Origin of the sequence: Flavobacterium silvaticum, from assembly GCF_012911565.1 — a bacterium.
GTDB lineage: Bacteria > Bacteroidota > Bacteroidia > Flavobacteriales > Flavobacteriaceae > Flavobacterium > Flavobacterium silvaticum.
Genome location: NZ_JAAMPU010000106.1, coordinates 94,882 through 110,910, shown reverse-complemented (window position 1 = coordinate 110,910; position 16,029 = coordinate 94,882). Strand labels below are relative to the sequence as shown.

At 43.9% G+C, this 16,029-nt stretch carries 18 protein-coding genes; 12 read left to right on the top strand and 6 right to left on the bottom strand.

The window, feature by feature from the left end:
- Positions 1-316 precede the first annotated feature (316 nt).
- The 5 genes from G6047_RS11050 (at position 317) to G6047_RS11030 (ending at position 3,704) form a co-directional block, all read left to right on the top strand.
- Positions 317-1,192: a cell division protein FtsX gene (locus G6047_RS11050; RefSeq protein ID WP_169527680.1), complete on the top strand. Its 876-nt coding sequence runs from the start codon at positions 317-319 to the stop codon at positions 1,190-1,192.
- Between the two features lie 99 nt (positions 1,193-1,291).
- A complete protein-coding gene (locus G6047_RS11045) occupies positions 1,292-1,519 on the top strand; it encodes a DUF3098 domain-containing protein (protein WP_169527679.1) in 228 nt (75 codons plus the stop codon).
- A gap of 148 nt (positions 1,520-1,667) precedes the next feature.
- Positions 1,668-2,477, top strand: a complete 810-nt coding sequence (locus G6047_RS11040; RefSeq protein ID WP_169527678.1) for an undecaprenyl-diphosphate phosphatase — start codon at positions 1,668-1,670, stop codon at positions 2,475-2,477.
- Complete coding sequence (gene truB / locus G6047_RS11035) at positions 2,477-3,172, top strand: tRNA pseudouridine(55) synthase TruB (protein ID WP_394352503.1); 696 nt, start codon at positions 2,477-2,479, stop codon at positions 3,170-3,172. The genes G6047_RS11040 and truB overlap by 1 nt, the downstream gene beginning before the upstream one ends.
- The gene (locus tag G6047_RS11030; protein WP_169527677.1) at positions 3,147-3,704 is read left to right on the top strand and encodes a hypothetical protein; all 558 of its coding nucleotides are present in this window, start codon (positions 3,147-3,149) and stop codon (positions 3,702-3,704) included. Before truB ends, G6047_RS11030 begins: the two co-directional genes overlap by 26 nt.
- Here the strand turns inward: G6047_RS11030 and G6047_RS11025 are convergent.
- A complete protein-coding gene (locus G6047_RS11025; RefSeq protein ID WP_169527676.1) occupies positions 3,694-4,317 on the bottom strand; it encodes a thioredoxin family protein in 624 nt (207 codons plus the stop codon). The two genes, G6047_RS11030 and G6047_RS11025, sit on opposite strands and share 11 nt — an antisense overlap.
- Before the next feature lie 142 nt (positions 4,318-4,459).
- On the opposite strand from G6047_RS11025, the gene pyrH reads away from it, so the two are divergent.
- The 4 genes from pyrH to G6047_RS11005 all read left to right on the top strand — a co-directional run bounded on the left by pyrH (position 4,460) and on the right by G6047_RS11005 (position 8,624).
- A complete protein-coding gene (gene pyrH / locus G6047_RS11020) occupies positions 4,460-5,167 on the top strand; it encodes a UMP kinase (RefSeq protein WP_169527675.1) in 708 nt (235 codons plus the stop codon).
- A gap of 139 nt (positions 5,168-5,306) precedes the next feature.
- The gene (frr, locus tag G6047_RS11015; protein ID WP_169527674.1) at positions 5,307-5,870 is read left to right on the top strand and encodes a ribosome recycling factor; all 564 of its coding nucleotides are present in this window, start codon (positions 5,307-5,309) and stop codon (positions 5,868-5,870) included.
- Positions 5,871-5,873: 3 nt separating this feature from the next.
- Positions 5,874-6,068, top strand: coding sequence for a hypothetical protein (locus tag G6047_RS11010; protein ID WP_169527673.1), 195 nt, complete (start codon positions 5,874-5,876; stop codon positions 6,066-6,068).
- 66 nt (positions 6,069-6,134) lie between these two features.
- The gene (locus G6047_RS11005) at positions 6,135-8,624 is read left to right on the top strand and encodes a DUF5686 family protein (protein WP_169527672.1); all 2,490 of its coding nucleotides are present in this window, start codon (positions 6,135-6,137) and stop codon (positions 8,622-8,624) included.
- A gap of 204 nt (positions 8,625-8,828) precedes the next feature.
- Here the strand turns inward: G6047_RS11005 and G6047_RS11000 are convergent, their stop codons facing one another.
- On the bottom strand, positions 8,829-10,199 hold the full coding sequence (locus G6047_RS11000; protein ID WP_169527671.1) for a saccharopine dehydrogenase family protein: 1,371 nt from the start codon (positions 10,197-10,199) through the stop codon (positions 8,829-8,831).
- Positions 10,200-10,301: 102 nt separating this feature from the next.
- Between G6047_RS11000 and G6047_RS10995 the strand changes: the two genes are divergently transcribed.
- Positions 10,302-10,685 carry a DUF423 domain-containing protein gene (locus G6047_RS10995; RefSeq protein WP_169527670.1) on the top strand — a complete coding sequence of 128 codons (384 nt, stop codon included), beginning with the start codon at positions 10,302-10,304 and terminating at the stop codon, positions 10,683-10,685.
- A gap of 73 nt (positions 10,686-10,758) precedes the next feature.
- Entirely contained in the window at positions 10,759-12,387 is a 1,629-nt protein-coding gene (gene pckA, locus G6047_RS10990) for a phosphoenolpyruvate carboxykinase (ATP) (RefSeq protein WP_169527669.1), read from the top strand.
- Positions 12,388-12,507: 120 nt separating this feature from the next.
- Here the strand turns inward: pckA and G6047_RS10985 are convergent, their stop codons facing one another.
- From G6047_RS10985 to G6047_RS10970, 4 genes are all read right to left on the bottom strand, one after another.
- Positions 12,508-13,080: a Crp/Fnr family transcriptional regulator gene (locus G6047_RS10985; protein ID WP_169527668.1), complete on the bottom strand. Its 573-nt coding sequence runs from the start codon at positions 13,078-13,080 to the stop codon at positions 12,508-12,510.
- A 30-nt stretch (positions 13,081-13,110) separates the two neighbouring features.
- The gene (locus tag G6047_RS10980; protein ID WP_169527667.1) at positions 13,111-13,491 is read right to left on the bottom strand and encodes a nuclear transport factor 2 family protein; all 381 of its coding nucleotides are present in this window, start codon (positions 13,489-13,491) and stop codon (positions 13,111-13,113) included.
- A 288-nt stretch (positions 13,492-13,779) separates the two neighbouring features.
- Entirely contained in the window at positions 13,780-14,535 is a 756-nt protein-coding gene (locus G6047_RS10975; RefSeq protein WP_169527666.1) for a uroporphyrinogen-III synthase, read from the bottom strand.
- Positions 14,536-14,538: 3 nt separating this feature from the next.
- The gene (locus tag G6047_RS10970) at positions 14,539-15,204 is read right to left on the bottom strand and encodes a DUF4271 domain-containing protein (RefSeq protein WP_169527665.1); all 666 of its coding nucleotides are present in this window, start codon (positions 15,202-15,204) and stop codon (positions 14,539-14,541) included.
- Positions 15,205-15,303: 99 nt separating this feature from the next.
- Between G6047_RS10970 and G6047_RS10965 the strand changes: the two genes are divergently transcribed.
- Positions 15,304-16,029, top strand: coding sequence for a polyprenol monophosphomannose synthase (locus tag G6047_RS10965; RefSeq protein ID WP_169527664.1), 726 nt, complete (start codon positions 15,304-15,306; stop codon positions 16,027-16,029).

The following is a 16,029-nucleotide window of genomic DNA, read 5'->3' as shown; positions in this document are numbered from 1 at the left end:
ACTGCTGCAAATTTACGTTTATCCCGCAAACCGTAAAAGATTTAACCGGTTATATCCGATTAGAAAATTATAACCGATTATATCCGGTTAGATTCGGATATAATTTTTATTACCGAAGTTGTTTTGAACTTGCCTAACCCTTTTCTTATCCTGGTGAAAAATCCAGATTTTTTGTTCCTTTAAATTATTTTTAGAGTTGCATAGCAGCGCTAGGGAATGAGAAAAATAATTTAAAGGGGCGAAAAAGATGATTTTTTTAACCGATAAGAAAAGGGTTTGGTAAGTTCTTGTTACTTTTACCCCACATTTCAAGCCTATGATCTCCAAGTTCGACCGGTTCCAGAAGCGCCGTCTGATTTCCTCTTATTTCTCGGTTGTGTTGAGTATTTTCCTGATGCTGTTCCTGTTGGGCGTGCTCGGGCTTTTTGTGATCAACTCGAAGAATTTGTCCGATGATTTCAAGGAAGATATCACGATGACGGTATTCTTCAAGAATGAGGCGACGACCGATTCGCTCCAGCTTTTCGAGGCGCAACTCAAGTCGGCCAAATGGGTCAAGGATTTTAAATATGTGCCCAAAGAGGTCGCGGCGAAGGAACACCAGGCTGTCATTGGTGAGGATTTCATGGAATTTTTGGGGATGAACCCGTTGCAGAATTCGTTCGATATCCATTTGAAGGCGAATTACGTAGTCAACGACAGCATTGAAAAGATTCAGAGCAAGTTGCGCGAAAACCAGATGATTTCCGATGCTTCCTACGACAAGCAATTGGTGACGCTCGTAAACAATAATATCGAGAAGGTTTCGATGTGGATCCTGATTGTCAGCGGCGTGATGGCTTTGATTGCGGTGCTGTTGATCAACAGTGCATTGCGCCTGTCGATTCATTCCAATCGATTTATCATTAAAACGATGCAGATGGTAGGTGCGACAAAATCATTTATCCGTCGTCCTTTCATCTGGAAAGGTATTTTGCTTGGGATTATCGGTGCCGTTTTCGCGGTAGTTGCGCTCATGGGCTTATTGTATTATCTCGATACGACGTTCCCGAGCCTTGGTATTTTGCGTGACCAAATTATGACGGGAGCTGTGCTTTTAGGTGTTTTGGTGACGGGAATAATCGTGACGGCCATCTCGACATTCATCGCCACCACTAGGTTCCTGAATTTAAGAACCGACGATTTATATTAACGAATAAGCGAAGCGCCGCCTTGTGCCTTCAGAAAAAATAATATCGAATTCCTTTGTGTCTTGGTGCCTTAGTGTCTTCGTTTCAAAAAAGATTAAGCAATGGAAAACAAACCAACCTTCCTTTTTGAAAAAGCCAATTACAAACTATTGTTGATCGGCCTTGGTGTAATTGCTCTCGGATTTATCCTGATGACAGGCGGCGGAAGCGATGATCCTAACGTTTTCAACGAATCTGTTTTTGATTTCCGACGCATCCGATTGGCACCGACTGTGGTTTTGATTGGGTTTGGCATTGCGATCTGGTCGATTTTCAAAAAAGCTAAATAATTTGAAAATTGTGTAATTTGAAAATTTGCAAGTGAGTGCTTTTGAGCATTCACATCAAGTTTTAAAAGTATCCAGGACATTTCCAAATTATCATATTTTCACCCGAGGGCAAAGGCCGAACTTAACGAAGTTAAATTTCCAAATTCACATGACCACTTTACAAGCTATCCTGATTGCCATTGTTGAAGGTCTGACCGAATATCTTCCGGTTTCTTCCACGGCCCACATGATTTTTACGAGTTCGTATTTTGGGATTCAGGATCAGGATTTCGTCAAATTATTCCAGGTGGCGATTCAATTCGGGGCTATTCTGGCCGTCGTGGTTTTATACTGGAAGAAATTCTTCGACTTCAAAAAAATCAATTTCTACATCAAACTTGCTGCAGCCGTTATTCCTGCTTTGGTTTTAGGGAAAATCTTCGATGACATGATTGATGAAGTGCTGGGAAAACCGATCCCAATTGCCTGCATGCTCATCGTCGGCGGAATTGTTTTGTTGTTCATTGACAGATATTTCAAAAATCCAATTGTACATTCCGAAGAAGAAATTTCGGTTAAAAAAGCTGTAGTCATTGGTTTCTGGCAATGTCTGGCAATGATGCCGGGAACGTCACGATCTGCCGCTTCCATCATAGGCGGTATGCAGCAAAAACTGACGCGTGAAGCTGCGGCTGAATTTTCGTTCTTTCTTGCCGTTCCGACGATGTTGGCCGTTACGGTATATTCCGTGTTTCTCAAAACCTTCGAACATTCGGGTTTGAAAGGATACGAACTTTTAAAGCAACAACCGGAAAACCTAGGTTTGTTCTTACTGGGGAATGCCATCGCTTTTGTAGTTGCTATCATCGCCATTAAATTCTTTATCGGCGTCATCAAGAAATACGGTTTCAAACCGTGGGGCTATTACCGGATTTTTGCGGGCATCATTTTACTGGTTTACTTCACTTACAATAGTTGATGCTGTCTGAAGAAAACATCCTCGAAGGACAAATCCTTTTAGTAGACAAGCCGCTTACCTGGAGTTCGTTCCAGGCGGTGAACAAGCTCAAATATTTACTCAAGAATGCATTCGGGCTCAAAAAGTTCAAGATAGGGCATGCCGGAACGCTTGATCCGTTGGCGACAGGTTTGCTTATTGTCTGCACCGGAAAATCGACTAAGAAAATCTCTGAAATACAGGCACAGCCAAAAGAATACACCGGAACTTTTTTTATTGGGGCGACAACACCTTCTTATGATTTGGAGACAGAGGTGGATCAGATATTTCCAATCGACCATATTTCAGAAGAACTTATTCGCGAAACTACTGCCAAATTCCTTGGTGAAATCGATCAAAAGCCACCGGTATTTTCTGCAATCAAAAAAGATGGCGTCCGATTATACGAACATGCCCGTGCCGGAGTAGATGTTGAAATCGCATCCCGAAAAACCACGATATACGAATTTGAAATCACCCGGATCGAGTTGCCGGAAATCGACTTTCGCGTCGCCTGCAGTAAAGGGACGTATATCAGGTCGTTGGCTTTCGATTTTGGAAAAGCATTGAAGTCTGGAGCGCATTTAACGGCTTTGAGGCGAACCAAAATAGGTGACTATTCCGTAACTTTAGCTAAAACGCCCGAGGTATTTGAGAACGAGTTGCGACAGGTTTAAGCTTTCACTTTTGGCGATTTTGTTCGCTGTTTCGGCTCGTGCCCAATATTTCCAGGAATATATTCCAAAGGAAAAAAAGAAACCGACCTATTTGTCTTTTGGGTTTTCGCTGCCTTTGCGCACGCATCTCGATCACGACGCACGCATCAACGACAATCGTTGGTTGCCGGACGGGATTTTTACAAAGTTTGGAGCCGGACTCAATGTCAATCGTTGGTTTACCTCAGGTCTTCATACCGGAACCGATTACCGGATTTCTGAAAAACTCGTTACGATACCGGTTTACCTGAACCTTAGATTCGCTCCCAAAATAAACGAAATGACCCGTATTTCCCTTCAATCGGGTTACGGATACGCATTTGCTGTAGGGCATGGTGATTTGATGGGTGATTATAAAAAGCTGAGTCTGGGATTGGAAGATGATCAGTCTGCCTTATCGGTATTTATCGAATATTCCGAATACGGATTTTCAAGGGATAATACCGGGCATATCCGTTCAATCAGTCTTGGGTTCGGGCTTTTTATCTTTTAGTGTAGAATGCATGTTCCACGTCTTCCATCAATTGGATCAGTTCTTCCTGGGCAGTCACGCCCTTGTCGCGTGAATACCACAAATGCAATTCCTTTCGGGCCGTTTCATCTATTACGCCATATTGTGCCTTGTAACTTGAAATGATGTGGGCTGCTGGTTTTGGTCGCGGGCCCCAATTGGCACGGACTTCTAGGGTTTTCTTATCAAGCACGATCAGTTTTGGAATCGATCGTGAGCCGTTGGTCAGGAATAAATTCATCAGCGCTTCATTCTCATCGCGGAACGCAATCTTCAAATCGATATTCGGTGAAAGTATCGCCAGTTTATTGAAGATTGGAATCAACTGAGCCGCATCGCCACACCATCCTTCCGATAAAACAAGCCAGATATACTTTTCTTTGATAGCCAGTAATTTTGTGATGTTTTCCTCTGGAACCACGATTTTTTTATCGAGCCGGTCCATTCGGGCTTCGTTGAGCTGGCTGTAAGCAAGAAGGTCCTCTGACTGTTTTGGGCCGGAGGATTTCCCCTGGGACAACAATACATGCAGGATGTCGCGGTATTTGGTGTACGAATAACTGTTTGCAAGCCCTTCGGCAATGGCCATCTTCATAAGCTGACAGATTTAAAAGAGACATAAATGTACCACTTAAAAAGACTGCTTAAAACACCTTTTTAACCCTGTTAACATTTTTACAATCGGCTTCAAAGTCAATTCGGATAATCTCTATATTTGCACAACTCAACCCAAAAACATGAAATACAAAAGAATCCTCCTCAAGCTAAGCGGTGAAGCGCTCATGGGCGACAGGGCTTACGGAATCGACCCCGCCCGCCTTGCCGAATATGCCGAAGATATCAAACTGATTCATGACCAAGGTGTTGAAATTGCAATCGTAATTGGTGGAGGAAACATATTTCGCGGAGTAGCCGGAGCCAGCAACGGAATGGACAGGGTACAAGGCGATTACATGGGAATGCTCGCCACCGTAATCAATGGAATGGCTTTACAAGGTGCTCTCGAAGACAAGGGAATGCTGACCCGTTTACAAACGGCGTTAAAGATCGAGGCCATCGCGGAACCATACATCAAACGCCGAGCAGTACGTCATTTAGAGAAAAACCGCATCGTGATTTTTGGAGCCGGAACCGGAAACCCGTATTTCACGACAGATACAGCAGCCGTTTTAAGAGGTGTCGAAATACACGCTGACGTCATTTTAAAAGGCACCCGAGTAGATGGAATTTACACCGCCGATCCGGAGAAAGATCCGTCGGCCACCAAATATGAAACCCTGACTTTCTCTGAAGTCATCTCCAAAAACCTGAACGTCATGGATTCCACGGCTTTCACGTTGAGCCAGGAAAACGCTTTGCCAATCGTCGTGTTCGACATGAACAAAAAAGGCAATCTGCTTAAAATCTGCCAGGGAGAAAATATCGGGACTACGGTTCAGGGATAATTTTTGGAGCCGGGAACCTGCTGCCCGTTGCAATCTTTTGCGCTTTAGAACGCTGCAAAAGGATTTCCACTCGCATCAGGGCTAGGCTGCAGAATCTGAAACAACCAATAGCAATATAATACCATTTCGATCTAAAGCCATGACCGAAGAAATTGATTTTATCTTAGAAAGCACCGAGGAATCCATGTCGGGTTCCATCGCACACCTTGAAAAGGAATTCCTGAACATCCGCGCCGGAAAAGCTTCTCCGGCTATGCTTGGAGGCGTGTTCGTAGATTATTACGGATCTCAGACACCACTTTCTCAAGTAGCCAACATCAACGTGCCGGATGCCCGTACCCTAACAATCCAGCCTTGGGAAAAAAGTATGTTGCAACCCATAGAGAAAGCTATCATGGTTGCTAACATCGGTTTCAACCCCATGAACAATGGTGAGAATATCATCATCTCTGTTCCGCCGCTGACAGAAGAACGCCGTCGCGATTTGGTAAAACAAGCCAAGACAGAAGCCGAAGATGCCAAAATTGGTATCCGGAACGCGCGTCAGGAAGCCAACAAAGAAATCAAGAAACTTGAAAAAGACGGAACTTCCGAAGACATCTGCAAAAGCGCCGAAGATGAAGTCCAGACGCTGACCAACAACCACATCCGCAAAATCGACGAGCTGTTGTCTGTCAAAGAAGCGGAAATCATGAAAGTCTGATACATGGAAATCGTCGCCAACGGAAGCCGTAAAAATTACCGCAGACTTCGCGAAAGCCTGGTTGAACGTAAAAAAGCAATCCGTGAGGCTTACGAAAATGAAAAGTTGCTTGAATGGAAGGTCATTTCGTGGTTCAGGATGCAGTATCGATTGGTATTAGTGGGTTTTGAAATCCATGGTAACGATAAAAATTACTAAAGTCCGCAACCGCGGATTTTTTTATGCAACGGCAATGACGTACTTTAATTCGCGTTAGGTCTAAGAATGAAAAAACTCACGTGGCTGCTATTGTTGCTTGTCGTTTCGTTGGGAGCGCAAACACGGCATGGCGTGGTGTTCGAAGCCGAACACGGAAATCCAATCGCTTTTGCATCAGTACGATGTGGTGATCAATTGGTTTTTACCGACATCGACGGCAGTTTCCTCTTACAGGATTCGCGTGGGCCAATACGGGTTTCCGTTACCGGATATAAAGACAAGACGGTCTATGCTTCCCAGTCCGGTTCGACCCAAATCCGGGTGTATTTAAGAGCTTTGGATGTTGGGAAATCTCAAAACAAAGCCAATTTGCTTATTGCCAGAGCTATATCTTCGAGAAAATCCAATGACCCGCAACAGGCGCTTTCATCCTATAAGTTCGATTCCTACAATAAATTGCTTGTGACCGCGAATCCGGATTCTATCAGTGGCAGTATCGATTCAGTTTTCTATTTCAAATACAGGGACAAAAAGATTTTCAGGAAACTCGATTCGTCCGATTATCACTTCAAGAAATATATATCACGCCAGCATTTATTCCTGTCGGAAAAAGTATCCCGATTCGAATTTGACGGAGAAGTACTCAAGGAGAATATAAAAGGCGCACGAATGGGTGGTTTCCAACAGCCGGTTTACGAATTGATGGCGCTCAAATTACAGTCGTTTTCCGTCTACGGTGAACAATTTGAAATGGCCCGTGTCACGTATAACGGACCGTTGGCTTCAGATGCATTTCATGATTACGAGTATCGCCTCCAGGATTCGTTGCGGATTTCGGGTAGGAAAGTATATGCCATTGCTTTTTTTCCGAAAAAGAAACGCGGTATTTCCGGCTTGTTGTACCTCGATGAGAAAACGTCCGGAGTCGCCCAGGCCACGATCCGTTTTCGCGGAGTCATTGATATCACGGCAAACTACCGGTTCGATTATCTGTTTGCCCAAAATGTCTGGTTTCCACAGATTACAGAAATTATTGTGGCTAAAGGCCGATACGACAGACCGATTTCAATCCTCGGTACAACGCTCGATTTTGAACCGGAATCAAACACGGCCAATCAATTTGCCGGGCGTTCGCTTACCAAAAAAAGGCAAAAATTCGCATCCGATTTTATCTATGCCAGGTCGGCGACGTGGTTTTCTGCCCCAGAAGTCGATGTGCCTGTGGAAATACGGCATCCGTGGGTCAGGGCCGAGATAGAAGACCAGGCTGTCAAACGGGATGAAGCCTATTGGAAATCTGTCCCGAAACACGACTCGGATCCACGTGATGAACAGTCTTACAGAAGCCTTGATAGTATTTCGGGGTCGTTCGGGTTGCAATGGAAGCTGCGGTTGGCCCGTCGTTTTTTGTACGGATACATTCCGCTTGGCTCAATTGATTTACGGTTTACAGATATTATCGCCTATAATGAATACGAAGGTTTACGTCTCGGGCTTGGCGGAATAACGAATGAAAAATTCTCAAAAATGGTTCGTATAGACGGATACGGTGCCTATGGTTTTCGCGACACCCGGATCAAATATAGTTTGGGAACCGCGTTGCGTTTGGGGAAGTTTTCAAATAGTTGGATCGGCGTATCGTACACCGATGATATCCGTGAAATCGCGAGTACACAATTCATCACAGATCCAAAAAAAATCCGGATTTATGACGGGCGTCCGTTCAACATCACCACTTTTTATTCCTATAAGAGTTGGCGCGGCTATGTGGAATCACGTCTGATTCCGAAAACCGAAAGTATCTGGCAACTCGAATATTCCCACATCGATCCGTTATTCGACTACACGTTTACAAAAGATGGGCAAGAACTGCAGGAATATGATCTGGCAACAGCCGAAGTCAGCCTGCAATGGAATCCGTTCAGCGAATATATGCAAACACCCATGGGGCGTATTGAAACAGATAGGGGGTTTCCCAAATTTGCTTTCCAATATACGCAGGCCGTTGCCGGAATTTTTGATTCAGATTTGAGTTTTGGTAAACTCGACCTTCGCGTGGAATATGAAAAAGATTTTTTGGGTGGACAGAAAACCACAGCACTTTTGCTCGGGGGTTATGCCTATGGCGATGTTCCGGTGACCCAGTTGTACAACTCGACTCCGAACAATCCGAGAAGTGGAAATGTGTTGGAACGCATTCGTCCCGGAAGTACGAACGGTTTTGAAACCATGTTGTTCAATGAGTTCTTTTCGAGCCGGTATTTTTCGTTACAACTTCGGCAGACCTCTCAGCGTTTCGAGATTTCAAGGTCGGTCAAGCCGTCATTTGGTATTGTAACACGAATGGCTTACGGAGATTTGAGGCATCCGGAACAACATCTTGGGTTCGATTATAAAACCCTTGATAAAGGTTATTTTGAGAGTGGTATCGAAATCAATATGATTTACAGCGGTTTGGGTCTTGGCTGTTATTACAGATACGGCGCGAACAGCCTGCCACAACCATCGGATAACTTTTCGATCAAAGTTAATTTTAAGCTGGATTTGGGGATGTGAGCCAGTCAGGTCAGATGGACAGTTAGCAATGGAAAGGTGCAAATTTGATGCATCTTTAGTATGCCGACTTCAGACCTTCCAGGTTTTTAAAACCTGGAAGGTCTATGGTAAGCAAAAACGAACACATCCGGATACACTTTTTCTGTATATTTTCCCAAAATTACAAGAAGCGAATAGTGCTGTTCAGAAGGTCTATCATAAAAATCAAACCAACAACTTATCCGGATTGTATCCAATGTAAGGCATTTCGGTTTCCCTGAAAATCACTCCAAAAGTTTCGAGTTCCCTCAAAATCGGATCATAGACTTCCTTGCTCAACGGAAGTTGGACACCCGGAGTCGTAATGTCACCATTCAAAATCTTTATGGCCGCAATGGCAACCGGAAGCCCTACTGTTTTAGCCATGGCGGTAAATGTCTGGTCGTCTCCTATGCAGACCATTTTGGAATCGATTTGGTGTTCTTCGCCATTGAGTTCGTAACCGAATTTATGATACATCACGATCATATCCTTATCGTCAGGGGCAAGCGTCCATTTGTCCGATAGGATTTTTTCGAGTATCTGTGCCGGAGTGGCATCTGTCAATCCGACAATTTTATTCGGATTGAACAAATCTAGTTCGAGGAATTTGTCCCAGATGATGTCGTCCTGTTCGATTCCAAGTTGAAGACGCAATTTTATTTCTACCGAATCGGTCGGGTGATACGGCAAAAACAAATTGACGAATTCGCGATAACTGATCGTATCTGAATTATCGATGATGTAACTGTCATCGGTCATTCCCAATTGCACGAACATATTCCACGCACGCGAAAACCCAACGCGGCGAATCGTTCCGCGATACAATGTCAGGATGTCGTCAAGCCCGTAAACACTGCGGTATTTGAGCGAATCACGGTTGGCATAACCTTCGAATTTTCCGTAACCTTCAACCTCCAGAAATTCCGTCCGGCGAAACAATTTATGATACGGGATATACTTGTATTTGCCTTCCTGTATGAATTTCGCGGCACCACCTTGTCCGGCCAACACGACATTTCTCGGTGCCCATGTGAACTTGTAATTCCATAAGTTATCATCGGATTCCGGAGCCACCAATCCGCCGCAGAACGATTCGAAAAGCAGCATTTTTCCGCCTTTCTCCCGAATCTCATCAATGACTTTCATGGCACTCATATGATCTATTCCCGGATCTAGGCCAATTTCATTCATAAAGACCAATCCGTTCTTTTTGGCTTCCTCATCCAAAGCCTGCATCGCGTCGCTGATGTAAGATGCCGTGACCAGATGTTTTTTGAGAACGATACAGTCTTTCGCCACTTCAATATGCATGTGTGCCGGAAGCATGGATATGACCAGATCTGCGTTTTCAATAGCCGACATCCGTTGCTGTTTATCGCGAATGTCCAGTACGATTGGAGTCGCATTCGAATGTCCGCCGGCTTTTTTCTGTGCCAGTTCAAGCGACAGGTCGCCAATGGTCAGGTGGAGGTTTTCAACGTCCGATTTTTCAAGCAGGTAGCGAATAAGCGAAGAAGCGGAACGGCCGGCGCCAATGATCAGGATATGTCTCATGGTATTTTTGATTGCGTCAAAGGTATACGGACCAATGTAAAAAACAAAATAGAGTTTTGCCCTGACCTGTCGCTGGCGTATCTTTGGGCAAACAGATATTTCATGGACAAAAATATAATGGCCGTTGGAGCATTCTTTGGGATGACGGCAATAATTTTAGGTGCTTTTGGCGCACATGCGTTAAAGGAAATTTTGTCGCCTGAACAACTTCAGGTGTTTGAAACGGGTGTAAAATATCAAATGTACCACGCGTTATTTTTGTTATTTATATCGTTGGTTCCGAGTGTTTCAGACAAATCCAAAAAAACAATTTCATGGCTTGTTTCCATAGGCGTTTTGCTTTTCAGCGGATCGATTTACATATTGTCGATGGGAGTGGCAGAAAACGTTAAAAAAGTGATCGGGCCGTTGACTCCAATCGGCGGAAGCCTTATGATTACTGGCTGGATCGTGTTGTTGATAACAATTTTGAAGAAAAAATCTTAAAATTACGAAATCGTTATAGTTGATTCAAATTAATTTATAATTTTGTCCCATCAACTACAAACCAACCCGATTTATGGAAAATGACATCATGACAGCGAAATCGATTTCGTTGACGTCGTATGGAATCCACAAACCAATCCAGATTATCCACAATCCGTCTTTTGAGTCGTTGTATTTCGACGAATTGAATCCATCGCTTTCCGGATTCGAAAAAGGACAGGAAACAAAACTCGGGGCCGTAAATGTAATGACCGGATCTTTCACCGGACGTTCCCCAAAAGACAAATACATAGTCAAAGATTCGCTTACGGAAAATACCATTTGGTGGAACAGCGAAAAAGCCCCGAACGACAATAAACCCATCGGACAGCAAACCTGGGAAGCGCTAAAAAAGAACACCACCGAACAGCTCAGCAATAAAGTACTTTACGTTATCGATGCCTTTTGCGGCGCGAATCCAGATACACGTCTCAAAGTGCGTTTCATCATGGAAGTCGCCTGGCAGGCACATTTCGTAAAGAATATGTTCATCCGTCCGACAGAGGAAGAACTCGACCATTTCGGCGAACCGGATTTTGTCGTAATGAACGCTTCCAAAACCACTTTTCCGGATTATCAGTCGCATAACCTCAATTCGGAAAATTACATCGCCTTTAACCTGACCGAAAAGATGCAGCTCATTGGCGGTACCTGGTACGGAGGCGAAATGAAAAAAGGCCTGTTTGCCATCATGAATTATTATTTGCCGCAACGTGGAATCGCTTCCATGCATTGTTCCGCGAATAAAGGCAAAGACGGCGATGTGGCTATTTTCTTCGGATTGTCCGGAACAGGGAAAACTACACTTTCGACAGATCCAAAACGTGAACTGATCGGGGACGATGAACACGGTTGGGACAAGGACGGCGTCTTTAATTTCGAAGGCGGATGTTATGCGAAGACCATCAACCTGAACAAAGAAGCCGAACCTGAGATTTTCCAGGCGATCCGTCGCGATGCCTTGCTTGAAAATGTAACGGTCGATGCGAATGGGAATATTGATTTTACAGATGATTCGGTCACCCAGAATACCAGGGTTTCGTATCCGATCTATCATATCGACAATATCGTGACTCCGGTTTCAAAAGCCGGACACGCGTCTAAAGTGATTTTCCTTACGGCCGATGCTTTTGGTGTGATGCCGCCTGTTTCGATCCTGACACCGGAACAGATACAATACTATTTCCTCTCCGGATTTACGGCTAAATTAGCTGGTACGGAACTCGGGATTACCGAACCGCAGCCTACGTTTTCAGCTTGTTTCGGGAAAGCATTCCTTACGCTTCATCCGGGACAATACGCCGAGACTCTGATCGATCAGATGAACGCTCACGGAACAACGGCATACATGGTCAACACCGGTTGGAACGGAAGCGGAAAACGTATTTCGATACACGATACCCGGGCAATCATCGACAGGATTCTTGATGGTTCGATCTCAACATCTGAAACAACCCAAATTCCGGTATTCAATTTAACGGTTCCGACAGAACTGGAAAATGTAAATCCTGATATTCTAGACCCAAGGAAAACCTATCGCGAATCGTCGGAATGGACAGAGAAAGCCACCAGGCTCGCTCACTTATTCATAGCTAATTTCAAACAATATACAGATACACCTGAAACCGAAAACCTGGTGAAAGCCGGGCCGCAATTGTCTTAATTTTTTTTTATTTTAGAGGTTACGATTAAGCGCTGTCACACGTTTTGCCAGCGCTTTTTCAATTTTAGTAAGGTCGGGAAATAAATGACCACGCTGATGTTTGATTGGCTTTCAGCTTATTTAAAGCTTTTTCTTTCGGAGCATGCTCAGGAAAACAGGCGTGATTCCCAAATAGGAAGCAATGTGCTTTTGTGCGATACGCGCTTCGAGTGTCGGATATTGTGTTTTGAAAAGCTTGTAACGCGTTTCCGCCGAAGTCGAAAGCAAAAGTGCCAGCCGACGTTGGTATAGTGCAAATGCATTCTGGAACAGGATCCGGAAAAAGCGCTCGAGTTTTGGGATGCGGCCGTACAAATAATCCATATCTGTAGCAGTGAAATAACATACTTCCGTGCTTTCGAGGCAGTCGATTCCAAATGTTGCAGGTTTGCCATCTGAAAAACTCAAAATATCGCAAGCCCACCAATTTTCCGGACAAAACAGAACGTTTATTTCCTGCCCGTCTTCTTGCGGTTGGAATACACGCAAACAGCCGCTTTTTACAAAATACAACTGGTTTGAATGGTTTCCCGGCTCAAGGATAATTTGATTTTTATCAAAAGTAGCCGATAGGATTTTGGACTTCAGCAGCGTTTGTTCGTCTTGCGTCAGGCTGATATGTTTGGTAATATTTTGAAAAAGTAAGTCGTGCACTTTTGATTGTTTGTCTAAAGTTACAATTCCTTATTGCAATTTTTCAATCGGATAATCATCGGGCAATTTGAAAAAGCTCACGAGTTTCGTTATCCTGAAGTTTTCGTCGAATTCGAAGTAATCGTAGCCTGTATTCTGTCCGTCGGGCAACGCTACTTTCCAAGCGTATCTTCCGTAATGGTTGTGGAATTCCGGTTCTTCGAGTATGCTGAAAACACGTTCGGGAACAATCTCACCGGACTTTGAAGCGAAATTTACTATCGCATCGAGGCCGTCGTATGTTCCGTAAGGATCTGCATATTGGCCGTTTTTTGCCCAGCATTTGCTAAACCCGGCGGCATAATTTCCTAACGATTTTTGGTTCCAGGCCAAGATATATTGGTCGATCATTCCTTTTACTGAAGTACTCATGATAATTGTATTTTTTGTTGTCTGATACAAACTTACAGCAGCATTTCAAGGGAAAAATTAAAGTAGTTTAAGAAATAGCCTTTTGTAATTCGCATTTTCAGTCCTTGCCATTGGCTTTTGCAGTTGAGGATTTTTGTGGCATTTCGTATTGTGGATTTTTAAAAGTCCACAAGTTGAATCTCCACACAAATAGAATAGTGTCGGGTTGGTTGTCAACATATTTCCCGACTGATGAAAATAAAAAAGGCCGCCTTTTCAGACAGCCTTTCGATAGTATTTTTTCTCCGGTTACTTCTCTTTATTGACCTTGGAAATGTATTTTTCAATTGCCATTGTCATTGACGGAGCTTCAGGCGTAGGAGCCATGATGTCAACGCGTAGGCCATGTGCTTCGGCTTCTTTCTGGACAGATACGCCAAATACGGCTATGCGTGTCTCATTTTGCTGGAAGTCGGGGAAATTCTTGAACAACGATTTGATTCCCGTCGGGCTGAAAAAAGCCAGTACATCATAATATACATCAGCCAGGTCAGACAAGTCGCTCATTACCGTTTTGTAGAACGTTCCAACGGTCCAGTCTACTTTAAGGTTGTTCAGGGTTTGAGGTGCATCTGCGTTCAATTGGTCTGAAGCCGGCAACAGGAATTTCTCGTCCTTATACTTCTTGATGAGCGGAGACATATCGACAAAATCCTTCTGTCCCACATAAATCTTGCGCTTGCGGTACACCACATATTTTTGCAGATAGAACGCAATGGCTTCACTCTGGCAAAAATACTTCAGGCCTTCAGGAATTTTGTATCGCATTTCTTCGGCAACCCGGAAAAAATGGTCGACAGCATTTTTACTTGTAAGTATGATCGCAGTGTAATTTGCCAGGTCGATTTTCTGCTGACGGATGTCCTTGGCGCTAACCCCTTCCACGTGGATAAAAGGTCGAAAATCGATCTTAACCTTATGCTTTTGCTGCAACTCAAAGTAAGGTGAATTTTCCACCTTTGGTTCCGGCTGTGATACCAGAATAGTTTTCACTTTGTTGGGCATTGTCTAACTTTTTGTGAACCAGTAATACATGAAATAATAGGGCGCGATTTCAAGTGCGCAAAGATATAAAATAAAATAGAACAACCGACCTATCAAAACGTTTTGATAACTTCGGATGGAAAGCACATAGGTCAAGATGTTAACGCCCAGTATTATAGCAATCATGCCCGATAAGATCCATTGTGGAAAATTGTTCGAGTAGAACAGGATAATGTCTATCGGAAGCAGGAATAACCCCAGATACGTCCGGTAACTTACTTTGACAAGATTGAATTGCTCGACGAATTCCTCTCCGTTAAAACAAACCCCTATTATTTTTTCAACCAGGAATTTAGACAGGATAAAGGCTCCGAGAAATGTAAAGACACGTACAAAAAGCACCCAATCTGTTTTTTCACCATAACCGTAATGGCTCAGGATCAATTGGATAAAAAAAGCAAACGATACCAGGTGCATGAGGAATAAAGCTACATTGAACCAGCTCATGAGGTTGCTGTTGTCCCGGTAGACTTTAATGTATTTGTCCGAAATGACCAGGCGTGAGAATTCGGCGAAACGCATTTCAAATGCCGATCGCGTCACGGCAATCAAAGCAAAACACATCAGGAAGACAGCAGTCGCCCAGTCGGTATTCGTAAACGCTCTCAAATGCAGGAAACTCTCGTTCATTGGGGCAAAAATATAAAATTTAGGCCCTTCATTTATTATTATTTTCTTAGGATGTCAATGTGTTAAAAAACGTATTTTTGCGCAGTAGTTAATCCCTGTATGAGCGACCGTCTGGTTATAATCCCTACATATAACGAAATTGAGAATGTCGAAGCGATAATCCGCGCGGTTTTGTCGTTGCATCCGGAATTCGATTTATTGATTGTGGACGATAATTCACCGGATGGAACTTCGTCCCGCGTGCAACTGCTGCAACAGGAATTTCCACAAAGACTGCATCTCGAAATCCGTCAGAAAAAGTCCGGATTGGGAACCGCTTATGTCCACGGATTCAAATGGGCTTTGGCTCGTCCGTATCAGTATATTTTTGAAATGGACGCCGATTTCTCCCATAATCCGAACGACCTTGTCAAGTTATACGAAGCCTGTCATTTAGGTGATGCCGATTTAGCCATTGGGTCGCGATATGTCACCGGAGTCAACGTAGTCAACTGGCCGTTAAGCCGCGTATTGATGTCGTATTATGCCTCCCGATATGTGGAACTTGTAACCGGAATGGGAATCAAAGATGCCACAGCCGGATTCATGTGCTTCAAAAGAACTGTTTTGGAAACCATCAACCCCGACCGGATAAAATTCGTAGGTTATGCGTTCCAGATCGAAATGAAATACAGGACTTTCGCACGCAAATTCAGGCTCGTGGAAGTGCCGATAATCTTCACTGACAGGACCAAAGGCGAATCCAAGATGAGTTCCGCCATTTTCAAGGAAGCCTTTTTAGGTGTATTGCGTCTTCGGTGGAAAAAAATGAGAAATACCTTATAG

Excerpts from the sequence above, each read along its gene's own strand:
- G6047_RS11050 (WP_169527680.1), top strand. The coding sequence starts at position 317 with ATGATCTCCAAGTTCGACCGGTTCCAGAAGCGCCGTCTGATTTCCTCT.
- G6047_RS11045 (WP_169527679.1), top strand. The coding sequence starts at position 1,292 with ATGGAAAACAAACCAACCTTCCTTTTTGAAAAAGCCAATTACAAACTA.
- G6047_RS11040 (WP_169527678.1), top strand. The coding sequence starts at position 1,668 with ATGACCACTTTACAAGCTATCCTGATTGCCATTGTTGAAGGTCTGACC.
- truB (WP_394352503.1), top strand. The coding sequence starts at position 2,477 with ATGCTGTCTGAAGAAAACATCCTCGAAGGACAAATCCTTTTAGTAGAC.
- G6047_RS11025 (WP_169527676.1), bottom strand. The coding sequence starts at position 4,317 with ATGAAGATGGCCATTGCCGAAGGGCTTGCAAACAGTTATTCGTACACC.
- pyrH (WP_169527675.1), top strand. The coding sequence starts at position 4,460 with ATGAAATACAAAAGAATCCTCCTCAAGCTAAGCGGTGAAGCGCTCATG.
- frr (WP_169527674.1), top strand. The coding sequence starts at position 5,307 with ATGACCGAAGAAATTGATTTTATCTTAGAAAGCACCGAGGAATCCATG.
- G6047_RS11010 (WP_169527673.1), top strand. The coding sequence starts at position 5,874 with ATGGAAATCGTCGCCAACGGAAGCCGTAAAAATTACCGCAGACTTCGC.
- G6047_RS11005 (WP_169527672.1), top strand. The coding sequence starts at position 6,135 with ATGAAAAAACTCACGTGGCTGCTATTGTTGCTTGTCGTTTCGTTGGGA.
- G6047_RS11000 (WP_169527671.1), bottom strand. The coding sequence starts at position 10,199 with ATGAGACATATCCTGATCATTGGCGCCGGCCGTTCCGCTTCTTCGCTT.
- G6047_RS10995 (WP_169527670.1), top strand. The coding sequence starts at position 10,302 with ATGGACAAAAATATAATGGCCGTTGGAGCATTCTTTGGGATGACGGCA.
- pckA (WP_169527669.1), top strand. The coding sequence starts at position 10,759 with ATGGAAAATGACATCATGACAGCGAAATCGATTTCGTTGACGTCGTAT.
- G6047_RS10980 (WP_169527667.1), bottom strand. The coding sequence starts at position 13,491 with ATGAGTACTTCAGTAAAAGGAATGATCGACCAATATATCTTGGCCTGG.
- G6047_RS10975 (WP_169527666.1), bottom strand. The coding sequence starts at position 14,535 with ATGCCCAACAAAGTGAAAACTATTCTGGTATCACAGCCGGAACCAAAG.
- G6047_RS10970 (WP_169527665.1), bottom strand. The coding sequence starts at position 15,204 with ATGAACGAGAGTTTCCTGCATTTGAGAGCGTTTACGAATACCGACTGG.
- G6047_RS10965 (WP_169527664.1), top strand. The coding sequence starts at position 15,304 with ATGAGCGACCGTCTGGTTATAATCCCTACATATAACGAAATTGAGAAT.